Below are 12631 nucleotides of genomic sequence, written 5' to 3'. Positions count from 1 at the left end.
CAGCGCAAGCCGCGCGCGACGCGCGGGCGGGGCGCCCTGCACTAGCACACCCGGCGGGCGAGCTCGGACCCCGGCGTGGCGGGTTGCCCCGACCCTCGCCACGATCGGGGCACGAAGCGACACCGGCGGGCGCGCAGGCGGCGCGCAGGCCCTCACCCCGCGGCCATCGCGGGCGCGGGGGCGTCGTCGCGCCGCACGCGGCGGAGGATGAGCCCCTCCAGCCAGCGCTCGAAGGCCTTGCCCTCCTGGTCGTCCGGGTCGTCGCGCGTCACCTCGACCCCCTTCTCCGCGCGGCCGCCGCTGCGCTCGATCACCGTCTCGACCAGCGACGTCCACGTGCACGTCTGGATCGCGCCGCCCAGCGTCTCCATCACCAGCAGATCCGCCAGCGTCGACGCGCGGTTCCACGTCTGCACCTCGAAGCGGACCGCCCCGTCGCCCGCGGGCTCGGCCATGAAGCGCACGGCGCCCGCGAGCGGGTGGCCCTCGAGCGTGGCGAGGGTGATCGCGCGGGGCGCTACCTCCTCGACGCGCACCTGGACGTGCCCGCGCAGCGGCAGCGCCATCGTGAGCGTCGCGCCCGGCGCGATGCGCGTCGGGCTCTCGGGCTCGGCGCCGACAACGACCGTCTCGCGCGGCGCCAGCGACGGGAACTCGTCGCGCAGCAGCGCGATCAGCCCCTCCGCGTCGAGGCGCGAGCCGCGGATCACCGCGCTGTACAGCTTGCGGTGCATCGGGCCGATGCCCTCGGACGGCAGCCGCTCGGGCAGCGAGTCGCCGAGCTTGCCCAGCGCCTCGTCGAGCGGCGTCGCCTTGACGCCGAGCACGTCGAGGGCGTTCTCGCGGCCCTCGGGGATGACGTTGCCCTCGGTCACCATCGTGATCTGGTCGGCGTTGACCGGCGTCTCGATGCCGAACTTCGCCGCGAGCTTCGCCCCGGTCGACTCGATCCACGCCGGCAGCGGGAGCCGGGTCGGGTGCCTGCCGGTCATGGCCTCGAAGCGGTCGAGCACCTGGTTCATCGACGTCACCTCAGGGCCCGCCAGGTCGAGCTCGCGCCCCGCGAGGTCGGCGCGCTCGGCCGCGACGGCGAGCGCCTCGCCGCAGTCCTCGCACCAGACCGGCTGGAACGGATCGTCGCCCTTGCCGACCAGGGGCACGACAGGCATCGTCCGCATCATCTTGAGCAGGAGCGAGATCTGCTCGTCGCCCGGGCCGAACACGTTGCCGGGGCGAACGATGATCCACTCGCGCGAGAAGGTGCGGGCGATGTCCTCGCCCTGCTTCTTCGACCGGTGGTAGTCCGACTCGCCCCGATCGGCGCCGAGCGACGAGACGTGGACGAAGCGCAGGACGCGCGCCCGCTCGGCCTCGGCGACGAGGTTGCGCGTGCCCTCGACGTTGACGCGCTCGAACGTGACCTCCGGCGGCCGCTCCGCGACGACCGCCGCGAGGTGGACGACCGCGTCGCACCCCTCGGCGGCGCCGTGCACCGACGCGGCGTCGCCGATGTCGCCGTCGAACGCCTCGACGTCGCCCTCGAACGCCTTGCGATCGTCGCTCGCGTGGCGCGACAGGAGCCGGACGCTGTGCCCCCTCCTCAGGAGTCGCCGCACCACCTCCGGGCCCACCACCCCTGTGCCGCCGGTCACCAGTACCTTCATCGCGCGTTCTCCTTTGCACCCCTCGGTGGCCGTCGACAGGCGAACGCCGTGCCAGGCCCGGCCCGCGGCGCGCCCGGGATTTGCTTGAGAATTTGCTGGAGCATGGCCGCATGAGCCCCCGCACGAACGCCTCACGTCGCCCCGCGACCGCCGCGCAGCGCGCCGAAAGCGCCTCGCAGCGCGCTGGAAGCACCCCGCAGCGCGCCTCGCGGCGCCCCGCGGACGCCGCGCCGGCGCCGCTCGTGACGCCCGACGGTCGCTACCTGATCGTGCGCGGGCGCCTGTGGCGTCGGGCCAACCCGGCGCTGCCGGAGGACGCGCGCGAGCGCCTCGTCGCGGAGCTCATGGCGGCGCGGCGCGAGGTCGGGCGCGCGCTGCGCGCGGACGACGAGCGGGCGCTGCGGGAGGCCCGCCGCCGCGTGCACGCGGCGAAGATCGCCCTGGGCGAGCGAGGTCCGCCGTGGTGGGCGGACGGCGCGCCCGACGAGAACCGGCGCCTCGTCGCGTCAACGGCCTACGCGCGCTGGTACGACGAGCTCCGCAAGGGCGAGGCGCCTGTGCGATAGAGGCGCGCATGCAGCGCCAGCCCGACCCTCCCGCCACGCCGTCGGGCGCGCCGCGCCGCGGCCGCGCGCCCGCTCCCCGGGTGAGCCCGCTGCGCTGGCTCGGCATCGCGTCGGGCCCGGCCGCCGCCCTCGCGATCGCGCTGATCCCGAGCGGGCTCCACGCCATCCCCGGCCACGGCCACCGCCCTGCGTACGCGGCCGCCGTCGCGGCGTGGATGGCGCTGTGGTGGCTCTTCGAGGTCCTCCCCATCGCGCTCACCGCGTGCTTGCCGCTCGTGCTCTTCCCGCTGCTCGGCGTGTTCGGCCGCGGGCCCGCGGGCGACGCGGCCCGCGCCGTCGCGCCGTTCCTCGACGCCTACATCTTCCTGTTCCTCGGCGGCATGGCGATCGGCGCGGCCATGGAGCAGTGGAGCCTGCACCGGCGGGTGGCGCTCCACATCATGCGGGCGATCGGCGCCGATCCGAAGCGGCTCCTGCTCGGCATGCTGATCGCCACGAGCTCCATCTCCCTCTGGATCTCCAACACCGCGACAGCCGTGATGATGGTCCCTATCGGCCTCGCCCTGCTCGCGCAGCTCGAGTCGGCCGCCGGCGGGCGCCGGCTCTCGCACTTCGGCACGGCGATCATGCTGGCGGTGGCCTACGCCTCCAACGTCGGGGGCATCGGCACGAAGATCGGCACCGGCGTGAACTCCATCTTCTGCGGCTTCCTCGCGGAGAAGCTGCACCGCGACGTCGGCTTCCTGCAGTACATGGCGCTCGCCCTGCCGTTCGTTGTCCTGTTCGTCCCGCTGCTCTGGCTCGCCCTGTGGCGCGTGGGCAGGCGGGACGGGCTCGCCGCCGGCCACGCGCGCGACGTGCTCGACCGCGAGCTCGCGGCGATGGGCCCGATGAGCCGCGGCGAGAAGAAGGTCGCCGCGGTCTTCGCGGCGGCCAGCGCGCTCTGGATCCTCGGCGACCCGCTGCGCGCCGCGATCGCGCCGCACCTGCAGGCCGCGCTCCGGGGCCTCGCCGCCGCGCTCGGGTCGGACGCCGCGGCCACCTTCAAGGTGCAGGGCAAGCACGTCGAGGCGGGCGTGGCGCTCCTCGCGGCGCTCAGCCTGCTCGCCATGCGCGCCCTCTCGCTCGCCTCGCTGCGGCGGATGCCCTGGGGCACGCTCGTCCTTCTCGGCGGCAGCTTCGCGATGGCGGCCGGCATCGAGGGGGGCGGGCTCTCCGCGTGGATGGCCGCGCAGCTCGCTGTCATCGCGGACGCGCCGCTGCTCGCGCAGCTCGGCCTCGCCAGCGCCGGCACGATCGCCCTCTCGGCGCTCGCCTCCAACACAGCCACCGTCAACGTCGCGCTCAACGTGCTCCCCCGCGATCTCGGCGTGCTGTTCGCGTCCACGATCGCCGCGTCGTGCGACTTCATGCTGCCCGCCGGCACGCCGCCCAACGCGATCGTGTTCGGCAGCGGCTACGTGCGCCTCCCGGCGATGATCAAGACGGGCTTCCTGCTCGACGTGGCCGCGGCCCTGCTGATCACGGCGTACGTCTACGGCTACGCACGTCACCTCTTCGTCGGGTGAGCGAGCGCAGGGGCGTTGCGGCGTGATCTCGTGTATAAACGCTGAGATTGCCTCGATCCCGGCCAGTGGAGAACAGGACGCCGATGAAGGGGAAATTCATGTTCACGACACACATCCTGCTGAGCTCGCCAGGCAGCGCGCCACACCCGGCGGATCGGATCGAGAGCACGGGAGAGCGGAGCGCATGAAGCTCGCCACCTCGGCATCCACCGCGGCGGCGGCGAGCGCGGCGTTCGGCGAGGCCATGTCCGCGCTCCGCGCGAGCCTGGGCGCGGAGCCCGATCACGTGTTCCTGAGCTACACCGAGCCCTACGACGTCGGCGAGCTCGCGCGCGCCACCGCGGCGCTGCCGCCGTCGGTGCGTATCCACGGCTCGAGCTCGTGCCTGTCCGTCATGACCGGCGCCGGCGTCCATGGCGCGCCCGGCCCCGGCCTCGCCCTGCTCGGGGTCGCCGACGCGGAGGGCTCCTACGGCGTCGCGGCCGAGCGGCTCGGCGACGCCCCGCGGGCGGCCGGCGCGCGCGCGGCACAGCGCGCCATCGACGACGCCGGGCGGGCCGGCGAGCTCCCGGCCCTGCTCTGGCTCACCGCGCAGACAGGCGCGGAGGAGGACGTCCTGCTCGGCATCGAGGACGTGGTCGGGCCCAACGTGCCTGTGTTCGGCGGCTCGTCGGCGGCGAACTCCCTCGACGGGAGGCAATCGCAGATGGAGCGCGGGCGGGCCCACGAGGGCGCCGTGCTGCTGTCCGCCCTCTACCCGTCAGGGGAGATCTCCTATGCATTCAGCAGCGGCTACGTCCCCAGCGAGCACCGCTGCCGCGTGACCCGCGCCGCGGGCAGGCGCCTGCCCGAGATCGACGGGCTGCCGGCCGCCGAGGTCTACAACCGCTGGACCGGCGGGCTGATCTCCGCGCAGCTCGGCGGCGGATCGATCCTGGAGCAGAGCGCGCTCCGCCCCCTCGGGCGGCCCTCGGGCTGGATCGGCAAGGTCCCCCAGTTCCTTCTCATCCACCCGAGCACCGTGGAGAAGGACAACTCCATGACGCTCAGCGCGAACATCAACGAGGGAGACGAGCTCGTGCTCATGCACGGATCGCGGGAGAGCCTGATCGGCCGGGTCCGCTCCGTCGTCGACGCCGCGCTGGAGGCCGCGCCGCCCTCGTTCCGCGCGCAGGGCGCGCTCGTGATCTTCTGCGCCGGGTGCATGCTCGCCGTGCGCGACGACATCGAGCGCGTCGCCCAGGGGGTGATCGCGTCGCTCGGGGCGACACCGTTCCTCGGCAGGTTCACCTTCGGCGAACAGGGGTGCTTCATCCGGGGCAAGAACCAGCACGCGAACCTCTCCATCGGCGTCATCCTGCTCGGGCACTGAGATGTGATGGAGGACGAAGCTGCCCGCGAGACGATCGCCGAGCTGGAGCGCGCGCGCGAAGAGGAGCGGGCGCTCCGGCTGGAGGCAGAGGGGCTGGCGGAGGCGCTCCTGCTCTTCACGGAGCCGGGGACCTTCGCGGAGACGCTGGCCCGCGTCGTCGAGGCGACCGCGCAGCGGCTCGGCGCCGCCGCCGGGCTCGTGATCGCCTTCGCGGAAGGGGCGGAGGGCCGCGTCCTTGTCTCGACCGATCCGCGCCTGTCCGGGACCGTGTGGGAGGCCGGGCCCGCGTTCACGCGCGCGCTCGCGGGCCGGCCTGTGGCCAGCTTCGACATCGGCCAGCTCCCCGAGTGGCAGCGCCAGCCGGAGCCCATCCTCCGGGGCTACGGCTCCGCGCTGCACGCGCCGCTCCAGGCCGGCGCGCTGCGGGCGCTGCTCGCGCTCGTCCATCCGGCCCGCGCCTTCTTCGACGCGCGCCATGTCAGCCTCCTGCGCCGCCTCCTGCCGGCGGCGGCGCAGGCGCTCGCGCGCGCCCGCGCCGAGGAGGAGCTCGCCCGGACGCGCGAGCTCGCGCACGAGCGGGAGATCACCGAGAAGCTGACGCTCATCGAGCACCAGCGCGCCGTGATGCGCGCCCTGTCCACGCCCATCCTCGAGGTATGGAGCCGGATCCTCTGCGTCCCCGTGATCGGCGCCGTCGACGAGGAGCGGTGCGCCCACCTGATGGATCGCCTCCTCGCCGCCGTGACGGCCAGGCGGGCGCGCGCGGTGGTCATCGACGTCACCGGGCTCGACCGGATGGAGGCGAGCGCCCTCGCCCTCTTCCTGCGCGTGGCGACGGCGGTGCGGCTCCTCGGCAGCGCCTGCGTGCTCGCCGGCATCGGCCCTGAGGTCGCCCGGGATCTCGTGCAGGAGGGCGTGCCGTGCGGCGAGCTCGTGACCTACCGCCGCCTGCACGACGCGCTCAAGGCGCTGCTCCCGTCCTCCGGCCGGTGATCCCGGAGAGGACCGCCGGCGCGTCCGCCGCGCGGCTCAGGACGCCTTGCGCCGCGCCGACTCCCAGCCGCGCCGCACCGCGCCCCTGGCCTGGTCCCAGGTGCGCCCGCTCTTCATGTCGTTCCACTCCTCCCTGAGCTTGCTCTCGACCCTGTCGTCCCAGTCGCTGTGCTCGCTGTACTGGCCCGCCGCGCCCCAGCCGTAGCGCAGCCCGGGCTCCACGTCGTCCCAGCCGCTGTTCGGCACGTGGGGCGGCGGGATCGGCTGCTTTCCGAGCGCCTGCTTCACCGTGTCGTCGACGTCCTGGTTGAGCTCCTCCCCCTTGTTGTTGGTGAAGTCCGCCTTGGTCTGCTCCCAGTCGCGGCGCAGCGCTTCCTTCACGCGCTCCCACCCGGACGTCTTGTGCTCATCCCACCAGCTCGGATTGCTCGCACGGTTCATCTGTACCTCCTTCGTTCGGTTGAATGGGCGCCGGCCCGAGGGCCGAGCGCGCCGCGAGGAGGCGCTGATACATGAACGGTGCCGTCGCGTTCGCGCGCCGGAAACTCCACGAATCTCCCTCTGTTTGCGTGCAGCGCGCCGCATGGCGGTTTGCCATCTCCTCCGCATCCCCGGGGCGCGCCCGCGGCAGGCGGCCACGGATGGGACAAGCTGCCTCAAACCGTCCCCTTCCGCGCGGCCCGCGCGGCCCCGCGCCGCGTGCTCCCCCGAGGCGCTGCGATTCAAAAGAGGGCAGGTCGGCCGGTCGTGTACGATGGCCTGCATCATGACCGAACGGGCGGGGCGGGACGGGGCGCGGCTGCGCGCGGCACCAAGCTTGTCTTTCTGGGTTGCAGGGCCGCTCGTCTTCGCGCTGCTCGTGTTCGTGGGCCCGGGGCTCTGGATCGCCGCGTGGGCCATCGAGCGCGCGATCCTGACGAACGAGCTGGGGGTCCACACGCGCACGCACGACGAGTGGACCCGCCGCATGAACGACCGCCTGATCGAGGCGGAGGCGAGCGCCGCCCGGTTCGGCCGCATCCTCAGCAGGGCGCTCGAGGAAGATCTCGTGGGCTCCCCGGAGCGGTTCGACGCCCTGGTCGGGCCCGCGCCCGACGGCGGGCTCGCGTCGCGCAAGGCGGGCTTCACTGTCGGTCGAGACGCCGTCGTCTGGCTGCCGGCGGGCTACCCGCTCGACGACAGGGAGAAGCTCTTCCTGCTGGAGGCGAAGCGCGTGACCGAGCTGTACTCGGCGGGGGCTCCGGGTGAGCCCATCGACACCTGGGTCATCCCCGGCCGGAACGGGCTCGTGATGTACTGGCCCAGCTACACGAACTACATCGACCAGGTCGACACGACCGTCGATTTCGTCAGCTCCGAGTGGATGACGCTCGTGCTCCCGGCGAACAACCCCGAGGGGAAGCCGCGCTGGACGCCGACGAGCTACGACCCGGCGGCGCGCCAGTGGATGGTGAGCGTCGTGGCGCCGTTCTTCCGCCGTGGGGTCTTCGCGGGCAGCGCCGGGCACGACGTCACTGTCGACGAGGTAATGGCGAGCTTCCAGGAGCTCTCGCTCTACCCGGGGACGGAGAACGCCCTCGTGAGGGGCGATGGAACGCTGCTCGTGTCGAGCGTGCACCAGCGCGGGATCCACGAGAGCAAAGGGACGCTGACGGTCGACTCCGTGGGCGACGCGGAGCTGAAGCGCGCCTTCGAGGCGGCGAAGGGCGCGGGCGACGGCGGGGCGCGCGTGGTCGGCAGCCACGATGAGCGCGTGATCGTGGCCGCGCGGCTCGCGGCGCCGGACTGGTACCTGCTCACCGACGTGCCCCGCGCGGCGCTCCTCTCGTCGGTGAAGGGGCTGTACTGGAACTACTGGCTGATCGCGGCGGTCTCGATCCTGGCGATCGTGGCGCTGCCCGTGCTCGTGATCATGCGCGTGACCTTGCCCTCCGTGCGGAAGCTGGTCACGGCGGCGGAGCGCATCCGGGGCGGCGACCTCGATCAGCGCTTCGAGGCGTCGGGCACCCGGGAGTTCGTGCACATCGGCGACGCGCTCAACGCCATGGCGCAGCAGCTCCGCGCGTCGTTCGCCGCCCTGGAGAAGACGAACGAGGAGCTCGAGCAGCGCGTCGAGCAGCGCACCGCCGAGCTCAAGGACGCCAAGGTCGCCGCGGACGCGGCCAACCGGGCGAAGAGCGACTTCCTCGCCAACATGAGCCACGAGCTGCGGACGCCGCTGAACGGCATCCTCGGGTACGCCCAGATCCTGAGGCGCTCCACGCGCCTCGGTGAGCAGGACCAGCGCGGCGTCGACGTCATCTCCGAGTCCGGCGCCCACCTGCTCACCCTCATCAACGACGTCCTCGATCTGGCGAAGATCGAGTCGCGGACGATGGATCTCCACCCCAACGATTTCGACTTCCCGTCGTTCCTGCGCGCGACGGTCGAGATCTGCCGGATCCGGGCGGAGCAGAAGGGGATCGAGTTCATCTACAAGCCCGGCCCCGCGCTGCCGGCGGGCGTGCGCGCCGACCAGCGGCGCATGCGCCAGGTCCTGCTCAACCTGCTCGGCAACGCCATCAAGTTCACCGAGCAGGGCCGCGTCACCTTCACTGTCACGGAGGTGCAGGACGGCGCGGCCGAGGGCCTCCCGGAGGACGGCGCGGGCCGCGAATCGCGGACCGGGAAGCGCACGATTCGCTTCGAGATCGAGGACACGGGCAGCGGGATCCGCGCCGAGCACCTCGACCAGATCTTCCTGCCCTTCAGGCAGGTCGGCGACAAGAAGCGTCACGGCGAGGGCACCGGGCTCGGGCTGGCCATCAGCCAGCGGATCGTCGCGCTGATGGGCAGCTCCATCCACGTCAGAAGCGAGCTCGACAAGGGCAGCGTCTTCTGGATGGACGTGACGCTCGCCGAGGCGCCGAACTGGATCGACAATGCGAGGCTCACGGAGCACGGTCGTATCGTCGGCTACGAGGGCGCGCGGCGGAGGCTCCTCGTGGTGGACGACAAGCGGGAGAACCGCGCCGTGATCGTCAACATGCTGGAGCCCCTCGGGTTCGCGCTGACGGAGGCGAGAGACGGCCAGGAGGGCCTCGACAGGATCGCGAGCGAGGCGTTCGACCTGATCATCACCGACATCGCGATGCCCGTGCTCGACGGCTGGGAGATGATGCGCCGCGTCCGGAAGATGCCAGAGCGCGCGGGGACGATCCTCATCGCGTCGTCCGCCAGCGCGTTCGTCACCGACCAGGACAAGAGCCTGGAAGCAGGGGCCAACGACTTCATCGCCAAGCCGCTGCAAATGGATGAGCTCCTCGAGAAGATCCAGCGGCACCTCTCGCTGGCGTGGATCCACGAGCGGCAGGACGGCGCGCGCCAGGAGGCGGAGCCCAGCCCCGACCCGGGGGTGATCCCTGCGGTCGCCCCCGCGGATGTCCCCCTGCCCCCCGTCGAGGATCTCAAGGCCTTGCGCGATCTTGCGCGCAAAGGGCTCGTCAACCAGATCCAGAAATACGCCGACAGGCTCGATCAGGCGAGCCCCGGGAACGCGCCGTTCACCAGGCACCTGCGCAAGCTCGCGCGGGACTTCCGGCTGGAAGCCATTGAAGAATTCGTCGGCCGGCATCTCGATAGCGGCGCCTCGTGAGCGGCACTACGCGATCGCGCGTTTTTCGTTGTAGAAAATAACACTTCACGTACGTTCAAAAAATGCTGCCCGCATGCTGCCTGCGCCGCTTCTTGGCTGTATGCACCGGTGCTACAGCCGCTCTTCTCGCTGCCGCTCTCCCCGCGGCGGCCGCCACGCCGTTCACGACCTTCGAGTCGGGCCAGGTCCGCCCGATGGCCCTGTCAAGGGACGGCAAGCTGCTCTTCGCGGTGAACACGCCCGACAACCGGCTGGAGATCTTCCGCGTCCAGGCGGATCGTCTGCGGCTCAAGGCGTCTGTGCCCGTGGGCCTCGAGCCGGTCGCCGTGGCCACCCGGGGTGACGACGAAGTCTGGGTGGTGAACCACCTGTCCGACAGCGTGAGCGTCGTCGACGTTCGAGACGAGGACAAGGCGCGCGTCGTCCGCACGCTGCTCGTGGGTGACGAGCCGCGCGACATCGTGTTCGCCGGGCGGGGGCGCTCGCGCGCCTTCATCACGACGGCCCACCGCGGCCAGAACATCCCCTTCGATCCGCAGCTCACGACGCCCGGCGTCGGGCGGGCGGACGTCTGGGTGTTCGACGCCGACCACCTCGGGACGTCGCTCGGCGGCACGCCGCTCTCCATCGTGACGCTCTTCAGCGATACGCCGCGCGCGCTCGCGGTGACGCCGGACGGCAGCCGCGTCTATGCCGCCGCCTTCCACTCGGGGAACCGCACGACGAGCATCGACGAGAGCCTCGTGCCGAACGGCGGCGAGGCCGAGGGTGGATTGCCCTGGCCCAACACCAATTTCGAGGGCATTCCCCAGCCGGAGGTCGGGCTCATCCTCAAGTTCGACGGGGCCCACTGGGTCGACGAGCTCGGTCGTGACTGGGACAGCGCTGTGCGCTTCTCGCTGCCCGACAAGGACGTCTTCGTGATCGACGCGCTTGCCAATCCGCCGCGCCAGGTGGACGGGCCGGGCGGCTTCTTCACGGGCGTGGGGACCATCCTGTTCAACATGGTCGTGAACCCGGTGAGCGGGAAGGTCTATGTGTCGAACACCGACGCCCGCAACGAGGAGCGCTTCGAGGGGCCGGGCCTCTTCGCTGGCCACAGCGTGCGGGGCCACCTGCACGAGAGCCGGATCACCGTCCTCGGCCCGGGCGGCGTCGTCCCGAGGCACCTCAACAAGCACATCGACTACGACGCCTGCTGCGCGCCTGTCGCGAACGGCGAGAACGCGAAGAGCCTCGCGCAGCCGACGGGCATGGCCGTCACGCGCGACGGCGCGACCCTGTATGTCGCGGCGCTCGGCTCGGACAAGATCGGCGTCTTCGACACCCGGCAGCTCGAGAAGGGCACGTTCGTGCCGAGCCGGTCGAGCCAGATCCACGTCCCCGGGGGCGGCCCGACCGGCCTCGTGCTCGACGAGGGCAGGCACCGGCTCTACGTGCTCACGCGCTTCGACAACGCGATCTCGGTCATCAACACGCGGACCCGGCGCGAGGTCGCGCACGTGCCGATGCACAACCCCGAGCCTCCGAGCGTCGTCCGGGGGCGCCGCTTCCTCTACGACGCGTCGCTCGGCTCGAGCCACGGCGACTCATCGTGCGCGAGCTGCCATATCTTCGGCGACTTCGACAGCCTCGCGTGGGATCTCGGCAACCCGGACGGCACCGCGCTGGTGAACCCGGGGCCGTTCTGCACCGATCTCTTCGGCCAGGACCCGACCCTCCATCCGATGAAGGGGCCGATGACGACGCAGAGCCTGCGCGGCATGGCCAACCACGGGCCGATGCACTGGCGCGGCGACCGGACCGGCGGCCATGAAGCGCCCACCTCCCAGCCCGACAGCGGGGTGTTCGACGAGCGGGCGGCGTTCCAGAAGTTCCGGGCGTCGTTCGTCGACTTGCTCGGACGCGACGAGCCGATCTCAGAGGAGGACATGAATGCCTTCGCGGACTTCATCCTCCAGGTCACCTATCCGCCCAACCCCATCCGGGCGCTCGACGACTCGCTGACGCCCGATCAGCGCGCGGGGCGCTATTTCTTCGGGGGGCCCGTCTCGAGCATCCTCGGCGAATCGTGCATCGGGTGCCACGACGTCGACCCCGACGCCAACCCGGACGACCTCGCGCCTGGCTTCTTCGGCAGCGACGGCGGATCGGCCAACGCCAACGAGTCCCAGGTCTTCAAGGTCCCGCACCTGCGCAATCAGTACCAGAAGATCGGGATGTTCGGCATGGCCGAGTCGTTCGTGTTCCCGTTCGGCGGCTCCAACGCCCCCATGGGCGACCAGGTCCGCGGCTTCGGTTTCCTCCACGACGGCGGGGTCGATACGCTCTTCCGCTTCAACTCGTTCTCCGATTTCGTCCAGATCCCGGAGAACCCCGGCGGCTTCCCCATCGGCCCCGAGGGGGACCTCCTGAAGCACCAGGTGGCGGCGTACATGCTCGCGCTGGAGTCGAACCTGAAGCCGATCGTCGGCCAGCAGATCACGCTCACGTCATCGAACGCGGCGGTGGCCAGCCCGCGCATCGCGCTGCTCATCGCGCGCGCCAACGCCGGCGACTGCGATCTCGTGGTGAAGGGCTGGTCCCACGGCGAGGAGCTGGGCTTTCTGTACATCGGGAATGGCCGGTTCGAGCCCGACCGCGCGCGCGAGCCGCGGCGATGGGACACCGAGCTCCGCCAGCTCCCCAGGGGGCCCCGCGGCGAGCTGACGTACACGTGCGTGCCGCCCGGATCGGGGGAGCGGATCGGCATCGATCGCGACGGCGACGGCTTCCGCGACGGTGACGAGCGGGACGCGGGCAGCGACCCGGCCGACCCGACGAGCGTTCCCTGA

8 protein-coding genes are annotated in these 12631 nt (G+C 71.8%); 6 read left to right on the top strand and 2 right to left on the bottom strand.

What is annotated here, in order from left to right; all coding sequences use genetic code 11:
- Nucleotides 1–152 precede the first annotated feature (152 nt).
- Nucleotides 153–1664 carry a DUF1990 family protein gene (locus tag WMF42_RS10750; RefSeq protein ID WP_437691827.1) on the bottom strand — a complete coding sequence of 504 codons (1512 nt, stop codon included), beginning with the start codon at nt 1662–1664 and terminating at the stop codon, nt 153–155.
- A gap of 242 nt (nt 1665–1906) precedes the next feature.
- Between WMF42_RS10750 and WMF42_RS10745 the strand changes: the two genes are divergently transcribed.
- From WMF42_RS10745 to WMF42_RS10730, 4 genes are all read left to right on the top strand, one after another.
- Entirely contained in the window at nt 1907–2230 is a 324-nt protein-coding gene (locus WMF42_RS10745) for a hypothetical protein (protein WP_061609405.1), read from the top strand.
- 8 nt (nt 2231–2238) lie between these two features.
- Nucleotides 2239–3798: an SLC13 family permease gene (locus tag WMF42_RS10740; protein ID WP_437691826.1), complete on the top strand. Its 1560-nt coding sequence runs from the start codon at nt 2239–2241 to the stop codon at nt 3796–3798.
- A 184-nt stretch (nt 3799–3982) separates the two neighbouring features.
- Nucleotides 3983–5170: an FIST signal transduction protein gene (locus tag WMF42_RS10735; protein WP_437691825.1), complete on the top strand. Its 1188-nt coding sequence runs from the start codon at nt 3983–3985 to the stop codon at nt 5168–5170.
- Nucleotides 5171–5176: 6 nt separating this feature from the next.
- Nucleotides 5177–6163: an STAS domain-containing protein gene (locus WMF42_RS10730; protein WP_061608953.1), complete on the top strand. Its 987-nt coding sequence runs from the start codon at nt 5177–5179 to the stop codon at nt 6161–6163.
- A gap of 36 nt (nt 6164–6199) precedes the next feature.
- On the opposite strand, the gene WMF42_RS10725 is transcribed toward WMF42_RS10730, so the two are convergent.
- Nucleotides 6200–6604 (bottom strand): hypothetical protein, encoded by a 405-nt coding sequence (locus WMF42_RS10725; protein ID WP_437691824.1) that lies wholly within the window; start codon nt 6602–6604, stop codon nt 6200–6202.
- 376 nt (nt 6605–6980) lie between these two features.
- On the opposite strand from WMF42_RS10725, the gene WMF42_RS10720 reads away from it, so the two are divergent.
- Together WMF42_RS10720 and WMF42_RS10715 are read left to right on the top strand one after the other, a co-directional pair.
- Entirely contained in the window at nt 6981–9797 is a 2817-nt protein-coding gene (locus WMF42_RS10720; RefSeq protein ID WP_437691823.1) for an ATP-binding protein, read from the top strand.
- 62 nt (nt 9798–9859) lie between these two features.
- Nucleotides 9860–12631, top strand: coding sequence for a beta-propeller fold lactonase family protein (locus WMF42_RS10715; RefSeq protein ID WP_061608956.1), 2772 nt, complete (start codon nt 9860–9862; stop codon nt 12629–12631).

Source organism: Sorangium sp. So ce176 (genome assembly GCF_051519835.1).
Classification (GTDB): domain Bacteria; phylum Myxococcota_A; class Polyangia; order Polyangiales; family Polyangiaceae; genus Sorangium; species Sorangium cellulosum_G.
The sequence above is the reverse complement of the archived record's forward strand: the minus strand, read 5'-3'. Positions and strand labels throughout refer to the sequence as shown.